This window comes from Halococcus agarilyticus, from assembly GCF_000334895.1.
GTDB lineage: Archaea > Halobacteriota > Halobacteria > Halobacteriales > Halococcaceae > Halococcus > Halococcus agarilyticus.
Genome location: NZ_BAFM01000003.1, coordinates 200,843 through 219,817, shown reverse-complemented (window position 1 = coordinate 219,817; position 18,975 = coordinate 200,843). Strand labels below are relative to the sequence as shown.

Below are 18,975 nucleotides of genomic sequence, written 5' to 3'. Positions count from 1 at the left end.
GCCACCGGAGCGAAAGTGAACCCCTCCTGACGATGGGTGGCCGTCAGCTGCGGTTGCGTTCGACGATCGTCCCGTCGGTGCCGACCGCGACGTCCGGACGATCAGGCCCACCGGCACCGACGAGAACACCCCGGAGATCGGCGTCGGTCGACGTCTCGACAGACGTCCATCCGCCGTCGGCACGCTCGAAGACCCCTCCGGCGTCGCCGGCCGCGAGACCCGTCTCGTTCGTGAGGTCGATGGCCCGAAGCGCGGTTTCACCGGCGCGGAGCGTCGTCCAGACCGAGCCGTCGTAGCGAAAGACCGTGCCGTCGCCACCCGCCACGACGAGTTCGGTGTCGGTGGCCGCGAGCGCGGCGAAGTCGGTGTTCGCGTCATCGATCCCGATCGTCTCGTAGCTCGCGCCGTCGGTCGTCGCGTAGACGCCCTGGCTGCTGTCACAGGCGTACCCGGTGTCGGCGTCGAACGCGAGATCGGTGATGCTGGAGCCGCTGCCTGGTTTGTGGATCTCGCCCCAGTCGACCTCGCCGTCGTCGTACGCCCCCTGAAGCATTTCGCCGGAGCCGTTCGCGAGGTGGACGTGCTCCTCGCCCGCCCGTCCGACGACCGCGACCGCGGTCCACGTGCTCGTTTGGTCTTTCGGCGCGGAGTGGTCGGTGAGACGGTCCTCCTCGACGTCGTAGCGCCCGAGCGCGCCGCCGTCGCCCGCGAACCACACGACCTGGCCGTCGTCGGTGGCGTCGATACCGCGGAGCGACTCCCCGTCGGCGCTCGGCCCGTCTTCGAGCGCGAGTTCCCAGCCATCGGTCCCGCGGGCGAGCACGACGCCGTTCTCGCCGACCGCGAACGCGCCACCGTGGGTCGCGACGACGCCCGTGAGAGGGTCGTCGGTCGGAGACTCGACTGTGTGCCAGCCATCGCCTGCCTCGTCACCCTCCGAGTCGATGTCGTCCGCGAGCGTTCCCGTATCCTCCGGCGGTTCCGCCGGATCACCATCGGAACCGGCGTCGTCCTCGGGTTCCGGGTCGGCTTCGGTCGTTGGCGACGCTTCGTCGTCCCCGCCGATGTCGCGGTTCGCACCGGTCTCGGCGTCGGCCGACGACGGATCGACGCCCTCGTGCTCGTCGTCGGGATCGTTTCCCGTGGCTGATTCGGTCGGCTGGGACGCTCCCGAGACGCTCTGGCTCTCCGACGGCTCCGTGGATTCGGAGAGCTCTGTCGTTTTTTCGGATCCCGTCGATGCTGCCGTCGTCGATCGCTCCGATCCCGGCGACGAGCGTTCGCGTTCTCGCTCACGCCCGTCAGTGCCCCGGTTCTCGTGGTCTTCGTCACCGACGACCGAGGGAACGCGCTCGCCTTCGCCCGTGAAGTAGAGGAACACCGGCGGGAGGACGTAGACCGCGATCGCCAGCACCACGAACCGCGGGTCGTAGACGGAGGCGAGCAAGCCGAACGCCGTGAGCGCCGCCGCGCTCGCCGCGTGGACGCCGGAGCGAGCGTACTCCCGGTAGTACGCGAAGAAGCCGCGGGACTCGGCCGACGAGGGACTCATTGGCGGACGATGGGCCGTTGACGCTCATGAGGGTTCGGCTTGAAAGCGACGACTCGCGGCGAACAACGCTTTTCACCGCCCCTCCCCCGGTTTCGCCATGCGCGTGACCTTCCTCGGAACCGGCGCGGCGATGCCGACCGGCCGGCGAGCGCAGACCGGACTTCTCGTCGAATCTAGTGACGACCGTGTGCTCGTCGACTGTGGCAGCGGCGTCCTCAACGCGCTCGCGCGGACCGACGCGGGCTACGAGGACGTCTCGACGGTGTTGCTGACCCACCACCACCTCGATCACGTCGCCGATCTCCTGCCCCTGATGAAAGCACGGTGGCTCGCTGGCGAGGAGCATCTCGAAGTCGTCGGTCCCCAGGGAACCAAGGAGCTCCTCGACGGCCTGCTCTCGGTCCACGAGTACATGGACGGTCGGATCGACCTCCGGGTGCGCGAGATCGGCCCCGAGTCGTACTCGCTCGCGAGGTTTTCGGTCGACGCGACCGAGACCCGTCACTCGATGTACTGTCTCGCCTATCGGTTCACGCACGAAAGCGGGGCCGAAGGCGAGAGCACGGAGGACCGTGACGGCGATCCGCCGACCTTTACGTTCGGAGCCGACAGCGAGGCGTTCGAGGGGCTGGCGAACTTCGCCGACGGCTCCGCGGTACTCGCTCACGACTGCTCGTTTCCCGACGAGGTCGACGTTTCGAACCACCCGACCCCGAGCCAGTTGGGTGAGACGCTCGCCGACTCGGGGGCCGAATTCGGCCGGGTCTACCTCACCCATCTCTATCCGCACACCGAGGGTCGCCACGAGGAGATGCTCGAATCCGTCGGCGAGCGCTACGACGGCGACGTTCGATTCGCGCGCGACGGGCTGACCGTCGAGATCGAGTGACTCGCCGAACTCACTCCAGCCGATACCGCAACAGCGCCGCGATTCCGCCCAGCGCATCCAACTGATCGCCGGGCGCGAACTCGCTCGAAAAGACCGTAACGGAACCGCCCTGCTGTTCGACCGACTCGATGACGTCGTTCACGTCAATCGTCCACTCACCCTCGCCCGAACGCTCCTCGCGGAGCCGATCGTCGAGCACCAGTAGCTCCTCGATCGCGCCGTAGTCGGCGGCCTCGGCGACCGCCTCGATGCCGTAGGTCGCTGCGCCGTCCTGAGCGATCCGTGAGGTGAGTTCGTCGATTCTCTCGGCTTCCTCGGCGATCCGGGTCTCGGCCTGGACCTCCTCGACCGCGCCGCGTTTGAGCACCTCGTGAACGCCGCGGTCACCGATCGCGCTGGTGTCGACGGTCGCGCCGAGCGTGGCCGCGACGTCTGGATCGTTCTCCTCGATGTACTTCCGGGCGTCTTCCTTCGTGAAGCCCGGCCCCGCCAACAGGATGGCGTCGACATCGAGATGGCCGAGTGCGCTCGCGAGCTCCCCGAACAGTTCGGACCGTTCGCGGGCGTACTCGCCCTTTCCGGTGGGGCCGGTGATGGAGGCGTATTCCTCGGTCCCGTACTGCGCGACGGTGTGGATCGAGGCCGCGCCCTCCTCGACGGTGGCGATCGCGACGTCGGCGTTCTCGGTGGCCTCGACGGCCTCCTCGATGCGCTCGCGCTGGTCGGGCTGCCAGATCTTCTCGATCTCGATCTCCTCGCGCTCCTCGACATTGAGAGTGTGGTGGTGGCCCACCTGGTCCTCGCGCGAGGCCGACTCGATGGTGCCCGACACCCGGAGCCGGTTGGCGAACTTGTGGAACTCGCTGTCGTCAGCGGCGATGGTCACCGACATGGGTTCGCGCTCGCCGCCGGTGTCGCGCATCCGGTCGTCGTCGCGCTGGATACGTCTGGTAGTATCGCCGGAAACGAGATCGCCGGGTTCGAGCACGTAGGAGAGATGCCAGAGGTCGTCGAGGCTCTCGGGCACGAGCGTCCAGCGCTCGCGTTCGCCCTCGACGCGGGTGCGGCCGTCGATGCGCATAGTACGAGTGAACGCTCGGGGGGTAAGTGCGCTGTCGTTCTCGGGCTGGCGTCCGATTCGAGTCGGGAACGTCGATTCGGTCGAAAAACGAGTGGTGGGGGTGGTTCGGGGTACTCAGACCGCGGGCTGTTCGTCGGTGACCTCGCGGGTCTCGACGGGTCGGAGGTTCCTCCATGTGCGGCCGATGAGGTAGTACGCCGCCACCGTGGCGTAGAAGCTCACGAACAGGCCCGGCACCGCGCCGAGGATCGGGATCACGGCGTTGAACGCCCCGGCGACGATCCCGCCGAGAACGATCACGCCGAGTGCGAGGAGCCAGCCGGTCGCGTACGCTCCACTGAACAGGACCGGGCGGAGCGTCCCGAAGTCGAATCCGGCGGCGAACGTCCCGCGCTCGGCGAAGTTCGCCGTCGCGGCGGGGATGACGTACCACGCCGCGAGCCCGAGGACGAACGTGATCGCCAGGCTCACGAGGAGGCCGACGATACCCGCGCCGAGCGCGGCCGAGCCGCCGTCGACGGAGCCACCGGTGGCGATGGCGACCACGGAGCCGCCGATCAGCACCGCGCCGACGACGAGGGGCACGAGCCCGTAGACGAGCGCGATGACGGTGGCTTTCAGGCCCTCGATCCCCATCCGTCCCCAGTCGTCGAAGACCGGTGCGGTCTCGTCGCCCGCGGCGGTCCGCCGGAGAACGCGGACGAAGTACCCGTTCACGAAGAGGACGGGGACGAGGAGGAAGCCGAACACGGACAGCAGTCCCCCGATGAGGACGGTGACGAGCGCGTCGTCGCTGTTTCTGAGGTAGTTGAGTGCGTCGCTGATCATTGGTGTCTCCGAGACCGCTACTCGCCGCTGGCGGTGGGATCTCTACCCGTAGATACGATCGGCGAGGAGATATACGTATCGGTGGCTTCGGGCTCTGAGAAGCCACTTTTCGATAGCCCACTCGGACCGCTGAGGCCACGGGACACAGAAAGGCGAAACAAGAGTTATGCCGGTGCGAACTGATTCACGGATGACAGCCGATGGACGGCACAACGAACTCGAACGCCGATCGCTCACTCGCGTCGGACGGCGGTGAGCCGGGAGCCGATGTGGGTGAGTCGACCCTCGAAGCGGACGCGACGAACGAGCGATCGCGAGAGGCTGCGCCGGGCGAACGATCGATCGATGGGGCGACAACGAAACAACCACTCGGCTCGGACGAAGTTTACTGTTGGAGCTGTGGCGTCCCGATCAAATCGGCGGCGGAGATCTGCCCGGAGTGTGGCGTCAGACAGCGCCCGCCACCGTCGACCAGTCAGGAGAAAAGCCCCGGTCTCGCGGCGCTCGCCTCGGCAGTCTGGACCGGAGCCGGCCAGATCTACAACGGCGAGATCGGCAAGGGCATCGGGCTGATGGTGCTCATGTTTTTCTCCGTGCTCGCGATGTTCGTCCTGATCGGACTCCTCACCACGCCGCTCATCTGGGGGTACAGCATCTACGACGCCTACCGCACCGCAGAACGAACCAACCAGGAATCAACCCAGTCGGCCCATGAGTTCTGAACGCGAACGCAACCCCGACGAAGTGTTCTGCCGCCACTGTGGCGAGGCGATCAAGGTGCGGGCGGAGGTCTGCCCGCACTGTGGCGTCCGCAACGAGCAGTACAACCGCTCGATGGGTGGCACGATCGATTCAACCGACAGGTTCGGCCGGCCGTCGAACTCGACGACCCGCACGACCGGCGGCACCGGCCTGGAGTCGAACGTCGCGGCCGCACTCTCGTACGTTCTCGGATTCGTCTCCGGGATCGTGCTCTACCTGATTGAGGACGACGATCGGTTCGTTCGATTTCACGCCGCACAAAGCATCGCGGTCTTCGGTGGGCTCGCCGTCGCGGATCTCGTGGCGAGTGTGGCGTTCGTCGCCGTCGGTTTGGATCCGATCGCCGGGTTGCTGAACGGGCTCCTCTCGCTGGTGACGATCGGGCTCTGGGCGTTCCTGATCCTCACGGCCTACCAGGGTAAAACCAACCGAATCCCGGTCGCAGCCGACGTCGCCGACGAGCTCGTTTCCAGCTCCGGTGGTGCGAGTCGAACGCCATCGAGCAGTCGGTCCGTGGGAACGGAGAAAGACACGGCTGAAACGGACGCGCTGGCGGCGCTTCGCGAGCGCTACGCCCGTGGGGAGATCGGCGAGGCGGAGTTCGAACGCCGGCTCGAACGCCTGCTCGAAAGCGAAGGCGTCGAAGGGAACCACTGGCGCGAGCCGGCCGAGACCGAACGATCGCGCTGAGTCCTAGCGACGGCGCGCCCCTCGCCAGTCACTCCTCGACCGTCCGGCTGCCACCGGGTGGCAGGAACTCAGCGATCAGGTCCGGACTCGCGACCTTCCGGACGAACGACGTGTCCGCGAACCGTTCGCGGAACTCCCGATAGAGGCGCTTCGCGGCGTCGTTCTGGGCGTACTGGCCCGGCTCGACGGCGATCGACGTTTCGGCGCGCGGCTCGATCGCCGCCGGCGGTCCACCGATCACGCGGGTCTCGGGCTCGCAGACGATCCCGATCGCGACGCCCACGGGGGTGTCCTCGAAGTACGTGCGATCGCCCCGCACCGCGAACCCTCCCTTTTCGAGGTATTCGCCGCTCTCGGGCGTCTTCGAGACCTGATCCGGGCTCGCCATGTACGCGTCGCCAGCGAACCGTCCGTTCTTCCAGACCGACGAGTACGAGACCGCGAACTGGGCAGTCTCTTCGAGCGTCGATTCGGGGAAGTCGATCTCTTTCGTGGGCTCGCTCGGTCCCGTCGCCTTCAACACCGTGACCGGGCCGCCGCGGGCCTGGGTGTGGAAGAAGCGATCGCCGCGTTCGAGGTACTTCTTCACGAGATCCTCGTTCTGATCGGCGTTGCGCCCGCCGAGCACGAGGAAGTCGTCGCTCGTGCGGCACCACCGGAACCGCTCGTACCACTGCTCGTTCTGTCTGACCGGGATCGATCGACGGGTGAGCCAGTCGATGTTCTCCTGCTCCTCGTCGGTGTCGCCCGATTCGGTCTCTCCCTCGTCGTCGGATTCCCACTGGTCGCGGCGGCGTTCGAGCGCTTCGAGCTCTTCGCGAGTCTCGGCGACTGCCTCCTCCGCGCCCTCCTTCTTGCCCACGACGCGCTTTGCCTCCTTGTAGAGGCGGTCCGCGTTCTGCTCGACGCCGTTTCGTGGATCGAGTTCGACCGACCGACCGTCGATTTTCACAGTTACAGTCCCCTCGCTCGGCGTGACGCCCGAAACGGCCTCAGCCGCCGCGATCCCGCGATCGGCCCCCTCCGCAAATCGGTCCTCGATGTCCTCCCAGCCGGTGCCCTGCTCGCGTGCGTTTCGGACGGTCGAGAGGATCTCGTCGACGAGATCGTAGTGGGCGTACAGCGACTCGGCCTTCGCGCGCTCCGTGTCGGCCTGGTCCTCGAAGTCCTCGATCGCGTTCTCCTGCTGTTGGATGATCCGTTCTTGCCGTTCGATGTCGTCCTCGAAATCGGGACGCTCCCGGCCACCGCCCTCCTCGTCCTCGGTGGTGTCGAGCGCCACGAAGTACGCGTCGAGCGCCGCGGTGAACGAGTCGAATCCGTCACTACTGAGGTCGGCGCGTTCCTCCAGCGGGAACGGCGTCACGTCCACAGGTTGGTCGTCCTCATGATAGAGTCGGGGCTCGAACGCGCCGCTCGACAGCTGGTCGGCGAGGCGCTCGGTCGCCTCGTAGAGCGCCGAAAACTCCGCCTCGTCCGCGTCCTCGATCGCAAGTTCCTTCTCGACGCCCGCGCGGGTACACAGCTCCTCGGCGTACAGCCCGCCGAAGTTGAGCTGGGTGGCGAGCGTCCGCACGAGGTCGGTGTTCGACTCGACCATCCGCGCGGCGAACCCGTCACGATCGACCGCGAACGGATCGAAGCGTGAGGAGGGAAACTCGTAGGTCGCGCCGGGCGCGACCGTCCGCGACTGGAGGCGAACGGTGTTGAGGCAGTCGACCACCTCGTCGTTCGCGTCGAGCACCGCGACGTTGCCCTCGCCGAACAGTTCGGCGACGATCGTCGTGTTCTGGTCCTCGCGCTCGAACTCGAACGTGAGCACGCGATCGAAGCCGAACTGCGAGACGCCCGCGAAGTCAGCGCCGGAGAGTCGGTTCCGGAGCATCTTCGCGAAGCCTGGCGGGCGGCCGGGCGCGTCGGGGACGTTGTCGGGATCGACGACGTGAGCGCGCTTGGTCTCGCCGACCTCGATCAAAAGCTCGACACGACCGCGGTCGAAGTCCCGGAGCTTCAATCGGAGAAGGTCGTCGCCGTAGAGATAGGCCTTGTCGAGCTTCGCGCCCGCGTACGTCCCGAGTTCGGTGACGAGGGCGGCGAGGTCGACGCTGGTGAGCTCGCGCTTCGGGTCCATACCCGGCCTCCGGACGGCCCAGAAAAATGGGTGTCGCTACGTGCGGGACGTCGGTGCCGGCATCGATCCGCCAATTCTCACTCGCTGTCGCTGCGGAACGCCCGGAACGAGACGAGCGCCACCACCAACTGGACGGCGGTCGTCCGGCGGTCCGCGTTGAACAGGTCGCGGAACCACTCCTTCGTCCACGGCAGAACTCCGAGCACGACCTCGGCGAAGAGGGCGACGGCGACGAAACCCGCATACGCCCGTCCGCGCCGGGACGCCCCCGCGGCGATCCCCCCGACGCCGACCGCGATGTGTTCGACCGCGTGCAGTCGGTTCATTCCCACGAGGCCGAGGACGCGCTCGCGCGAGAGCCCCCGGACGCCGACGGCCGTGAGAAAGAGTCCGAGCCTGGTCGCGAACCGATCCTGTCGAGTCGGTGTCTCTTCGGTCATCGCTTCGACCATGCGCGCCAGTGGCATAACCCCATCGGCGGTGGCGCGCGGGAGCGCGAAGCGCGACTCGTGCGAGGGATGAGCGGAGCGAACGGAGTGAGCGGAGCGAATCGGCTGGGGAGGGTGTGGCCTGCGGTTCTCATTCGTGACGGGATTCGTCGGAAACGGATCAGCCGTCGTCACCGAACTTCGTGAAGGAAGCCGACTCGGTGTGCCAATAATCAGAGACTACGATTCCAGCCGATCGGCGATCCGCTCGCCGGTGTCGAGCCCGTTCCGGAGCGCGAGATGGACTCGCCCCTCGCCCGCGACCCAGTCGCCAGCGAAGAAGAGGTCGTGGCCTTTGGCGCGGTCGAGCGGTTCGGACGCGACCGTGTCGCCTGGCTGGGCGTAGCGCCACCCCTGAAAGTCGGTCCAGTCCGGATCGGCGAGTCGATCGTCGTTGAGCAGATCGGCGGTGAGATCGGCCGCGTCGGTCGTGACGCCCTCGGGCGGATCGTCGATCCGGTCGGCCGACCAGTCAGCCCCCAGCTGGACGATCAGCAGGCTCTCGCCGTCGGGGACGTGGCCTGGTTTGCACTCCTCGCGCGAGCACCAGCCGATCTCGTGGTCCTTGTCGGTGTTCACCAGCGCGTAGTACGGCCGATCGAGTTCGAAGGGGTAGTGCAGGACCGCAGTGATGGTCGGCCGGAAGGACACGTCCCGAACGGCGGTTTCGAGGTCGTTGCGGAGATCGTCGTTCCACTCGGTGGCCGCGAGCAGGTCGGCGGTCTGCGGTGCTGGCGGGGTGAGGAGCAACGAATCGAACCGGCCGAGATCAGTGCCGTCGGTGTCCGCAAGCGTCCAGCCCCCGTCGACGTGCTCGATACCGCCGACGCGAGTCGATTTCTCGATCGTGGCATCCGTCCGGTCGAACAGCCGTTTCGCGAGCTGGGTGATCCCCGCGCGGTAGGTCCACTTGTGGTCGTCGGCGTCGCGGCCCTCGCTGATGGTTCCGTCGGCGTCGAACGTCCAGACCGGTCCCTCGGCCTCCGCTAGGCCCTCGGTGTCGAGGTCCTCCGTGACGAGTTCGGTTACTCGGGCGTCTTCGTCTTTGAAGTAGTTCGCGCCATGGTCGTACCGACAGCCGTGTTTGCGGCGGGTGGCGGCGCGGCCGCAGACTCCACGACTCTTCTCGAAGACGGTGACGTCGATCGCGGTGTCTCGCAGTGCGTACGCCGCCCCCGCACCCGCCGCACCCGCGCCGACGATGGCGACCGCCTCGTCTCGCCCGTTCCCGTGATCGGTCATCGACTCACCTACGAACTCGGATCGCTTAACTTGCCGTCGTCGGGGGATCGTGATCGATCAGCGATCGCTATAGACCGTACAGAATCAACGTCCGAAACGCGAAACCGACTCCGCACCACGGGGTTGCGGTCCGTTGCGTGGCATCACCCATATGACCTCGCCCCACTACCGTCCTCTTGCGCCACCATAATAAATGAATTGGCCGATTCCGGGTATGTATACCGCTCGCACGACCGTTTCGACCGGCGACCGCTCCGCCGTCGGTCGGTTCATCCGGTGATCGGTCCGTGACCCGGTCCGCCTCGTCGAGCAGTTCGAACGTACCGAGCGCGGTCGGGACCGCTCACACCTGCTTGGAGACGTAGGGACCGTCCTGATGATAGCCTCGATCACGGTAGTACTCGCGCGCGCCGATACCGCTGATGACGCTGAGTTTGTCGAACCCGGCGTCGGCGGCCATCGACTCGGCGTGACCGAGGAGTTTGCCGCCGTAGCCGTTGTGCTGCCAGTCCGCACTCGACCCACCCACTTCGACCATCGGACCGTAGACGTGGAGTTCGCGCACGATCGCCGCGTTCCGTAGCTCACGTCGGACGGGGTCGTTCGGGAAGCGGAGCCGACAGAACCCCACGAGGAGGTCGCGGTCGGGATCCTCGTAACTGATGAACTGTTCCGTACCGCCACCGGACTCGTAGGTCAGAACGTCGCGCTCGACGTTCTGTGGGGGTTCGTCGTTCATCCCGACCTCGCGACACCGGATACAGTCACACGTCCAGCCGTGGTCGGCCATCCGCTGGCGCGCGAGCTGGCGGAGGTTCGACTTCCAGACACCCGCGTCGATGAAGTCCGCCGGAATGTCGCGCTGGACCCGCTGGAGCCGGACGTACTTCGGAATCATCGACTTGATCTCGGCGACCAGCTCGGCGGCTTCTTCATTTCCGAGCGGCTCGAAGTCGTCGCGTCGCCACATGTCGTAGGTCGCCGTGCCGCGAACGATCAGCATCGGGTAGATCTTGAGGTAGTCCGGCCGCCATTCGGACTCCTCGAACAGCCGTCTGAAATCCTCGATGCACATCTCCCGGTCCATCCCGGGCTGGCCGGGCATCATGTGGAAGCCGACTTTGAACCCCGCGTCCCGGAGTCTGCGGTTGGCGTCGACGGAGGCCTGCGTGCCGTGACCCCGGTGCATCGCCCGATTGATCTCGTCGTAGGTCGTCTGGACCCCGACCTCGACCTTCGTCCCGCCGAGGTCGAGCATCCGGTCGATCTGCTCGGGGTCACACCAGTCGGGTTTGGTCTCGAACGTCGTCCCGATGTTCCTGACTCGCCCGCGCTCGTTTTCGGCGATCACGTCTTCGAGGTACTCGAAGTCGTACTCCTCGGGGTCCTGGGCGAAGCTCTCGGTCTCGGAGGGATGGGGTTCGGCGTCGGGATCGAAGTCGTTCATCGCCTCCAGTGCGCGCTTGACGAACCACTCCTGGTAGTCGTGGCTCCGCGCAGTCATCGTTCCGCCCATCAGGATCAACTCCACTTTGTCGACGGGATGGCCGATCTCGCGGAGCTGGTTGAGCCGGAGCGTGACCTGGCCGTAGGGATCGTACTCGTTCTGGACGCCGCGCGCCGCGGCGGGCTCGTGGCCGGTGTAGCTCTGCGAGCTCGAGAACTCCGAGTCGGGACCGCCGGGACAGTAGAGACACTTGCCGTGGGGACAGCCCTGCGGCGAGGTCATGATCGCCACCGGCGAAACCCCGGAAGCGGTCCGAACGGGTTTTCGTCGGAGCACCTTCTCTAACTCCTCGCGGCGGCCCTCGGGCGCACGATCGAGGATCTCGGAGTTCTTCGGCACCTTCGGCGAGGAGAACTCCGCACATGCCTCGCGCTTTGCGGCCTCGACGCCGTCGCGTTCGAGGTCGCCCTCCAGCACCCGCTCGATCAGCGCCTCACAGGTCCGCTCGAACGCCTCGCTTTCGGTCGGATCGGTCGTCTCGGTGCTCATCGGGTCGTTGGAAGAGATCGCCGCGTCGCGCGAATAAGCCTGTTGTTCGGGTGGCTGTCCGCTCCGGAGCGGTTTCGCCGACCGCCCTCAGTCGTCGAGCCAGTCGGCGAAACTGCTGTCGCCGATGACGGTGTCGGCCTGGCGATCGATGTACGCGCGCTGCATCCCGTGGACCGCCGCCGCGAACTCGTCGCCGTCGGCGAGCCGTTCCTGGACCTCGCGGCGCTTCCAGTCGGCCGGCGTGGTCCGGCGGCGCGCGCGCTGGCGCAGCGGCCAGAGGTACTTCGCGGCCTCGTCCTCGGAGAGTCCACGGGAGGAGAGCCCGTCCTTCGCGTGGTCGAAGATGTCGGCGTAGATCTCGTCGTATGAGTGGGTCTCGCGCCCGTCGTTCGTGACCCACGTCAGCTCGGCGTCGAGGCCGTCGTGCATCGCGGCGTAGAAGTTCTCGTGGGCGTCCTGCCAGTCGAGGCTCGCTACCGGGTGTTCGCGGCGCGTCAGGCTCTCCATCAGGCCGGCGAAGACGGCCTGGAAGGCGATGGCGTCTCTGACTGTGGGCTGGCCCGCGATCGGGCGGAACTCGATCCGGGCGTTCGCGGCGGATTTGCTCGCGCCCTCGAACACCGGCCGGACCCACCGCCAGTAGGTGCCGTGTTTCTGCCGGAAGGTGGCGAAGGCGTCGTCGAACCGGTTCGATTCCTCGATCGGCATCGGGACGATGGTGTCGTCGGCCGCGATCCGATCGGCCGCCTCCTCGACCGAGTCGAGATCACGGGGGAACCGGACCTTCCCGGTGCCGCCGTCGGGATTGAGGATCGCCTCGAAGACGTGGATCCGGTGGCTCATCCAGCCGTCATCCAGGATCCGCTCGGCGGGCGCGTCGTCGTAGAGATCCGGCGGGAAGAACGGGGAGTTGACGCCGAGCGCGAGCAGCGGGCCCGCGATCCGGAGCGCGTACTGGAAGTACTCGGGCAGGTCGTCGGCGTGGGGGACCTGATAGTGGGGCTGGATCGAGGTGATGAGGCTCTCGGGCATCACGGTGTCGGCCGACAGCGAGACGTGGGGCGCGCCGACGTTCATCCCGACCGCGTCCGCGCCCGCGGTGTTCGCCATCGCGTGGTATCTCACCGAATCGCTCATGTTCGAGGCGATCCGAACCCCACGATCCTCGACGCTCCGTCCGAGATACTGGCCCGTGGGTTCGCCTTCGGGAGGGATGGTCCACATCCCGTCGCTGACCAGCCGGAGGCCGGAGGAACGAACGCAGTCGAGCGCGGTCCGGAGCCTGGCGTTGACCTCGGCCTCCTGGGCGGCGAGCCCGTAGGCGTTGAGCGGCTGGGGGCTGGTGCACATCTCGGCGTTGTGGAGTCCGAGCTCCTTCTCGAACCCGATGAACTCCAGCAGGCGGCGTGGGACGCGCGCGAGGGCGCTGGTCTCGCGGTCGACGGCGTAGAACTCGTATTCGAGCCCCACGATCGCCTGGGGGTTGTCGAACGTCCCCGCGTCGAGTTCCTCCTTGATGACCGCGGCTTCGTCCTCGGCGCGGCTCCGGAAGTCGCCCGCGTCGACCGCGAGCACGTCCTCGACCGCCGCCGCGAGATCCGAGCCTGACATGCCTCGCCGTGTGCGAGCGAGCGTCTTTAACCCCGCGGCTCACCCCGTGGCGGGGCTGGACGGCTCCCGCGTCGCTGGACGGTCGGCCACCCGTCCGACCGGCGTCGGTCCCGACGGCACTGTCGCTTCTCGAACCGGTCAGCGCACCCGCCTCATCCACCTCGATCGCGTTCGTGGTCGGGTTCGCGCCGCTCGCGCCCGGAGACGTCACGAACGACGCCAGCCACACCGGCGTACTCCCCGGCGTCGGTCTGCAACACCAGATGATCCTCACACGGGATCACCTCGCCCGCCGCGGTCCGGAGGTCGAACTCGACGTACGCCTCGTTCCGGTCGTCGCGCAGCATCCGCCGAACACACTCCTCGAACCGCTCGACGGTCTCGTCGTCCTTCAGCACCGAGACGTCGTTCCCGACGAGCGACGAGCGGTCGTAGCCCGTCAGCGCCACGAACGAGTCGTTGACCGCGGTGAACCGGCCCTCGGCGTCGACCGTGTAGAGCCCGTCGTCGACGGACTCGATCATCGTCTCGTACCGATCGAGGCGTTCGGTGGCGCGGCGTGCGGCGACGGCGTTCTCGATCCGGTTCGCGAGCACCTCGTACTGCTCGGTGCCGGTCTCCTTCTGGAGGTAGTCGGTGACGCCGAGCGAGATGGCCTCGCTCGCGACCTCCTCCGATCCCTTCCCGGTGAACAGGATGAACGGTGTCTCGGTGTCCCGCTCGGCGACCGCCTCGAACAGCGCGAGCCCGTCCATCCCGGGCATGTCGTAGTCGCTGACGACGCAGTCGATCCCGTTCTCCTCGAACCGATCGAGCGCCGCCGTCGGGTTCGTCGCGGTCGTGGTCGTGAGCGATCCGTTCGCCCGCTCGACGAACGCGGCCGCGGTCTCGGCGACGCCTGGCTCGTCGTCCACCAGCAGCACGGTCGCCGTGGCTTCCATGCCGTCCGTTGTCGACGCGGGTTATTATAAGCTCGGCATGGCGTGACATATGTGCGGCAGTTCGGTGAACGCCCGGCACGGGGCTCGGATCGGGCATGACGGGGTCCGATCGAACCAAAAGCACTTGCCGATCCGACAGGAGAGTGATGTATGCATCGCCGCGCCCTCCTCGCGGGACTCGTCGGGGTGACGGCCGGCTGTGCCGGCGGACGCTCGGGCGGCCAGGCGTCGAGCACGGATCAACGGACGACGACGATAGCGAACGGATCACCGCCGGCAACGGACCCGTCCACGCGCTCGACAGCGACCGCACCGGGAGACACACCGACGACCACGCCGGACGGCGACGCCACCGGCTACCGTATCGAGAACCTCGCCGTCTCGCAGGAAACCGACGGTCCCGACCACCGGTACGTGCTCGCAGTGCGGTCGTCCTATTCCGAGGCCGCCGTCGAGCGCGAAGAGGAGCGCACCGGACGGGAGCTCACCGTCCGGACGATCGACGAGGTGGAACCGGAGCCCGTCCGTGAGGCCGTCGAGACCGCTATCCAGACCGGCGAGTGGCGTGCCGATACGCTCCCCGACGGGCTCCGCGAAACGCTCGACGGGGTGGACCTCTTCACCGGCTTCTCGACGGACGACGTCGCGACACACCGTGGACTCAGACTCTACGAACAGGATCCGGACGCACCGCCGGCCGTCGAGTTCGGGGCGCGGGTGCTCGATGCCGCGGTGACGCCCGACGATCCCGGCGCGCTCGAACTCTCGTTGACCAACGGCGGGTCCGAAAGACAAGCGGTGTTCGCGGGAACGGTTCCGCCGTTCGGGGCGGTCTTCGTCGGGGCGGTCGACACCGACGAGCGATTCCTGCTCTGGCGACCCTACGAGGAGGAGGGCTGCATCAGCTTCGAGGGGAACGAAATGAGGGTGTGTGCCATCGGTCGACAGGTCACGATCGAACCGGGCGAGACGGTCGCCCGACAGTACGAGGTGCTCTCGCCGACGACCGACACCCATCCGTCCCACACCGCACCGCCGAGTCCGGGAACGTACCGTTACACGGAGACGTTCGAACACACCGCCGAGACGGGGGGTCCGGAATCGGAGCTCTCGTGTGAACTCCGCTTCGACCTGTCGGCTTAGAGCACGCCCATCGCGTCGAGGCGCTCGGGCAGGTAGGTGTCGGTGACGAAGTCCAACCCACGAGCGGCGAGCGACTGCTGTTCGGCCTTCTTCCCGATGTCGAGCTGGAGTTCGATCTGCTCGCGCCAGTAGTCGGTCTGGAACCGTGGATCGGTGAGCTCGCTTTCGAGGGCATTGATATCCGAGTCGCTGAGCGGGTCCGTCGGGAGGTCATACTCCACGATGTCGCTGGGTTGGATTCCGATAAACTGGGCCTCCGGCGTGGCGAGATAGTCCGAGAGATGCGCGGACTTGATCGAGCCGTAGGCCACCGACCCGTAGATCCGATAGCTCCACGGGTCGCCGTCAGTGAACACCACCACGGGAAGATCGAGTTCGTCGTGGAGGCGTTTGGTGATGCGTCTGGTCGCGCGCGCCGGCTGACCCTTGAGGTGGACGACGATCGTCCCGTAGTCGTCGTCGAACCCGTTTTCGACGAGCCGATCGCGCATCCCACCCGTCTCGACACAGAGCACGAACTCGGCGTCGTGATCGAGGAACTCGATGGTGTCGGGGTTGTTCGGGATCTGGTAACCCCCCTCGCCGACGTCCTCCTGACAGTGGATGTCGCGCTCGCCCCGGCGAGTTTGCTCGCGGAGGTGGAGCGGTCCCATCAGGGTCGCACCGGATTCCTCCGGGCGCATGTGGAAGTCCTCGCGGGTCACCTCCGAGACGATTTCCAAGTCCTCGACCAGCTGATTCGACTCGTCCTGATCGTTGAACTGGGCCTCCTCCTCGTCCCAGCTTTCCGAGAGGTAGTAGAGTTCCCGCAGGGTCGACGAGCGATCTTCGTCGAGCTGGTCGGCGAGGAACTCGATGGTGTAGATCGCCTTCAGCAGCTTGCGCGCGCCGCGGACCGAGTTCGCGCTCCGGGTGCTCTGGCGGTCGCCGTACACCCAGACGTCGCTCTCCTCGTCGTACTCGATGTTCGATTTCGTCCGCGTCGGGATCTCCATTTCGGGGATCTCGCCCGCGGCGAACTGGTCGTAGAAGTCGGCGGCGAGGTCGATCAGCCGCTCGCGCGCCGATTCGTCGATATCGGGTGGTGTATCGGTGCTCATGAGAGTGGTGATATCAGTGTTTTCAGGCGTTGTTCGTGAGTTTCTCGCTCTCGACGCCGGTGACGTCGAGATCGAAGCTGGCGTCGCCGTCGATCTCGTATTCGAGGACGGTCTCGTCGTCGCTTCCCACCTCGGGCGACCACTTGATGAACCACTCGCCGTCCATCTCGACCACGCGCGCGCCGTCCGAGACCGCCGACGGTTCCGCCGAGACGATCTCGGTCACGTCGGGTGATTCGTTGGTTCCGGAGTGGTTCTCGACGACGAGCTTTACCCTACTGTCCTCGACGTGGCGCTCGACGAGCACGTTGTTCATGATCCGCGCGAGCGAGTCGTCGATCTCCAACTGCTCGCGTTCGGTAACGTCAGCGAGTTTTTCGGCCATCTCCGGCAGGACCGTCGAGAGCACGTCCTGTTTCTCTCGGCGTTGCTGCATCGACTGGCGTTTGTTGAGGTAGCTCTTCAGCTCGCGGGCGGCCTCCCTGACCGCGAGCTCGATCTCGTCTTCGATTTCGGGGACGTTCGCGATCGCGTCCTTCGACTCCGAAGTGAAGGGCACGTTCGTCGAGGCGACGTGGATCATGACGACGGCGGGACCGTTGGGAAGACCCGAGCCGCCTGGCTGATCCAACCCGTAGTTCCGCCAGCCGATCCCCTTCAGCACGTCGGTGGTCGCACACGCCCCGCGCTGGTAGACCAGCGGGACGCGGTTCGCAAAGCGCAGCAGTTCGACGCCACCCTCCGCGGCGAGCTCGCCGCCGTAGGCGATCCCCGCTTCGACGATGAACGGGTCGCCGCCGTGAACGCCGGCGTCCCGCGTCGCGGATGCGTAGAAGTCGGCGTCGAACTCCTTTTCGAGCCCCGATCGGACGAGGTCCGCCGTGATGGGCGAGAGACAGTCCGTCGGCGGCGCGATGATGTCGGTCTCGCGCATCGCGTCGAGCAACGCGCTCGCGATATCGCGATCGTCGGCGATCGCTTGCACGTTCGGTGGCTCGTCCGGCACGGTGCGACAGACGTCCCAGATCGCGTCGACCACGTTCTCGCGTGCAGTCCCGCCGAAGGAGACATCGTCGCGCTCGGCGGTCATATCCGCAGCCCGGTCGACGTATCCCCGGAGGGTGTCGCGGGTCAGACGGTCCCGTTCCCTACTTCCGTCCCCGTCGCTGCTGTCGAATTTCGCACTCAACCGCTCGGCGAACGACTCGATGACAGCATCGTCTTTCCGCGTGCTCGTCGCGTCGTCGACCAGCGCGTAGAGATCGGCGTTCAGGTCGGTTCGGACCGTGTTCCAGGCTGCGCCGACGGCCTTCCCCTGTACCGTGTCCCCGAAGGCGGTCCCCGTGTCGGCTTCGGCAGCGTCGGCAGCGGCCGCGACGAGTTCGGTGAGTTCGTGGTGAGCGAGCCGATCGTGCTCGGCGACGCTTTCGGCCACGTGGCTCGCGAACGCGTCGGTCGCCTCGCGCCCCTTGTTCGCCACCGCGTCCGCGACGGCGGCTTCGACATCGGCGACGTCGTGGGATTTCGGGGTTTGCCACGCCATCTCGCGGCCGTAGTGGTGATCGTTGAACCGCTCGATCACGCCCGTCGCCGTTTTTCCCCCGACGCGGGTGAACTCCCCCTGGAGGAACCCCGAAACGCTGTACGAGTCGGTCGAATCGAGCATCTTGAGCAGGGTGCCGAGCTCCACACCGTGGGGATGCGGGCGGATCTCTTCGGTTTCGGCGGGAAGCTGGTCGGTCGCGCGCTCGGCCTTGAACTCGCCGTTCGGCTCGCGGAGCTCGATCCGGGCGTGGGGGTTCACGACCGCGGTGTGCTTGACGTAATCCCGGAGCTGGGAGCGCGCGCGCATGTTCGCCTCCATTTCGAGCTCGATCCGTGTGCCGTGCGGCCGATCCCACGTCGTCGTCTCGTCGACCGAGACCTCGGGCTCGTTGGTGTCGGTGTCGATGATGAGCTCGAAGTATTTGGCGTCCTCGCTGCCCTGTGTCCGGCTCGTGATCTTCGCGGGCTTGCCGCTGGTGAGCTGGGAGTAAAGCACCGCCGCCGAAATGCCGATCCCCTGCTGGCCCCGAGCCTGTTCGCGCTTGTGGAACCGGGAGCCATAGAGGAGTTTGCCGAACACCTTCGGGAGTTCGTCGGCGGTGATCCCTGGCCCGTTGTCCTCGACCACCAGACGATAGTAGTCGCCGACCTCTTCGATCTCGATGTAGATGTCGGGGAGGTGGCCGGCCTCCTCGGCGGCGTCGAGGGCGTTGTCGACGGCCTCCTTGACGGCGGTGACGAGGCCCCGGGCTCCGCTGTCGAACCCGAGCATGTGCTTGTTCTTCTCGAAGAACTCGGCGATGGAGATCGCGCGCTGGCCCTCCGCGAGCTCGGCGGCGACCCCCTCCTCGTCGAGCGTCGACTGGAGCGAGGGCATTGTACCTCTTCTGCGGGCCGGGCGAGGTAAAACCCCGCGATAGCTCCCCGGAAGTGAAAGTATCCGTCCCCGCTCGGTAGTGTCGCCGGGGGCCACATC

General features: G+C 66.7%; 15 protein-coding genes. 4 read left to right on the top strand and 11 right to left on the bottom strand.

The window, feature by feature from the left end:
* Window positions 1-43: 43 nt before the first annotated feature.
* Entirely contained in the window at window positions 44-1,552 is a 1,509-nt protein-coding gene (locus TX76_RS04065) for a hypothetical protein (protein ID WP_049899349.1), read from the bottom strand.
* A gap of 97 nt (window positions 1,553-1,649) precedes the next feature.
* Between TX76_RS04065 and TX76_RS04060 the strand changes: the two genes are divergently transcribed.
* Window positions 1,650-2,441 carry an MBL fold metallo-hydrolase gene (locus TX76_RS04060; RefSeq protein ID WP_049899347.1) on the top strand — a complete coding sequence of 264 codons (792 nt, stop codon included), beginning with the start codon at window positions 1,650-1,652 and terminating at the stop codon, window positions 2,439-2,441.
* Window positions 2,442-2,451: 10 nt separating this feature from the next.
* Here TX76_RS04060 and TX76_RS04055 read toward each other — a convergent pair whose 3' ends face one another.
* Together TX76_RS04055 and TX76_RS04050 are read right to left on the bottom strand one after the other, a co-directional pair.
* The gene (locus TX76_RS04055; RefSeq protein ID WP_049899345.1) at window positions 2,452-3,522 is read right to left on the bottom strand and encodes an mRNA surveillance protein pelota; all 1,071 of its coding nucleotides are present in this window, start codon (window positions 3,520-3,522) and stop codon (window positions 2,452-2,454) included.
* Window positions 3,523-3,636: 114 nt separating this feature from the next.
* Window positions 3,637-4,350 (bottom strand): DUF4013 domain-containing protein, encoded by a 714-nt coding sequence (locus TX76_RS04050; protein WP_049899344.1) that lies wholly within the window; start codon window positions 4,348-4,350, stop codon window positions 3,637-3,639.
* 200 nt (window positions 4,351-4,550) lie between these two features.
* On the opposite strand from TX76_RS04050, the gene TX76_RS18260 reads away from it, so the two are divergent.
* Window positions 4,551-5,072, top strand: coding sequence for a zinc ribbon domain-containing protein (locus TX76_RS18260; RefSeq protein WP_228842297.1), 522 nt, complete (start codon window positions 4,551-4,553; stop codon window positions 5,070-5,072).
* Entirely contained in the window at window positions 5,062-5,802 is a 741-nt protein-coding gene (locus TX76_RS04040) for an SHOCT domain-containing protein (RefSeq protein ID WP_049899342.1), read from the top strand. Before TX76_RS18260 ends, TX76_RS04040 begins: the two co-directional genes overlap by 11 nt.
* A 28-nt stretch (window positions 5,803-5,830) precedes the next feature.
* Here the strand turns inward: TX76_RS04040 and rqcH are convergent, their stop codons facing one another.
* From rqcH to TX76_RS04010, 6 genes are all read right to left on the bottom strand, one after another.
* The gene (gene rqcH, locus TX76_RS04035; protein ID WP_049899340.1) at window positions 5,831-7,933 is read right to left on the bottom strand and encodes a ribosome rescue protein RqcH; all 2,103 of its coding nucleotides are present in this window, start codon (window positions 7,931-7,933) and stop codon (window positions 5,831-5,833) included.
* Window positions 7,934-8,010: 77 nt separating this feature from the next.
* Window positions 8,011-8,373: a DUF4383 domain-containing protein gene (locus TX76_RS04030; RefSeq protein WP_228842296.1), complete on the bottom strand. Its 363-nt coding sequence runs from the start codon at window positions 8,371-8,373 to the stop codon at window positions 8,011-8,013.
* A 228-nt stretch (window positions 8,374-8,601) separates the two neighbouring features.
* Window positions 8,602-9,663: an NAD(P)/FAD-dependent oxidoreductase gene (locus TX76_RS04025; protein WP_049899336.1), complete on the bottom strand. Its 1,062-nt coding sequence runs from the start codon at window positions 9,661-9,663 to the stop codon at window positions 8,602-8,604.
* 343 nt (window positions 9,664-10,006) lie between these two features.
* Window positions 10,007-11,659, bottom strand: coding sequence for a tRNA uridine(34) 5-carboxymethylaminomethyl modification radical SAM/GNAT enzyme Elp3 (locus TX76_RS04020; RefSeq protein WP_049899334.1), 1,653 nt, complete (start codon window positions 11,657-11,659; stop codon window positions 10,007-10,009).
* 87 nt (window positions 11,660-11,746) lie between these two features.
* A complete protein-coding gene (locus tag TX76_RS04015; protein WP_049899332.1) occupies window positions 11,747-13,270 on the bottom strand; it encodes a glutamate--cysteine ligase family protein in 1,524 nt (507 codons plus the stop codon).
* Window positions 13,271-13,422: 152 nt separating this feature from the next.
* On the bottom strand, window positions 13,423-14,211 hold the full coding sequence (locus TX76_RS04010) for a PAS domain S-box protein (RefSeq protein ID WP_049899330.1): 789 nt from the start codon (window positions 14,209-14,211) through the stop codon (window positions 13,423-13,425).
* A gap of 150 nt (window positions 14,212-14,361) precedes the next feature.
* Between TX76_RS04010 and TX76_RS04005 the strand changes: the two genes are divergently transcribed.
* Window positions 14,362-15,354, top strand: coding sequence for a hypothetical protein (locus TX76_RS04005; protein WP_049899328.1), 993 nt, complete (start codon window positions 14,362-14,364; stop codon window positions 15,352-15,354).
* On the opposite strand, the gene TX76_RS04000 is transcribed toward TX76_RS04005, so the two are convergent.
* Together TX76_RS04000 and TX76_RS03995 are read right to left on the bottom strand one after the other, a co-directional pair.
* Complete coding sequence (locus TX76_RS04000) at window positions 15,351-16,454, bottom strand: DNA topoisomerase IV subunit A (protein ID WP_049899327.1); 1,104 nt, start codon at window positions 16,452-16,454, stop codon at window positions 15,351-15,353. The two genes, TX76_RS04005 and TX76_RS04000, sit on opposite strands and share 4 nt — an antisense overlap.
* 22 nt (window positions 16,455-16,476) lie before the next feature.
* Window positions 16,477-18,876 carry a DNA topoisomerase VI subunit B gene (locus tag TX76_RS03995; RefSeq protein ID WP_049899325.1) on the bottom strand — a complete coding sequence of 800 codons (2,400 nt, stop codon included), beginning with the start codon at window positions 18,874-18,876 and terminating at the stop codon, window positions 16,477-16,479.
* Window positions 18,877-18,975 lie beyond the last annotated feature (99 nt).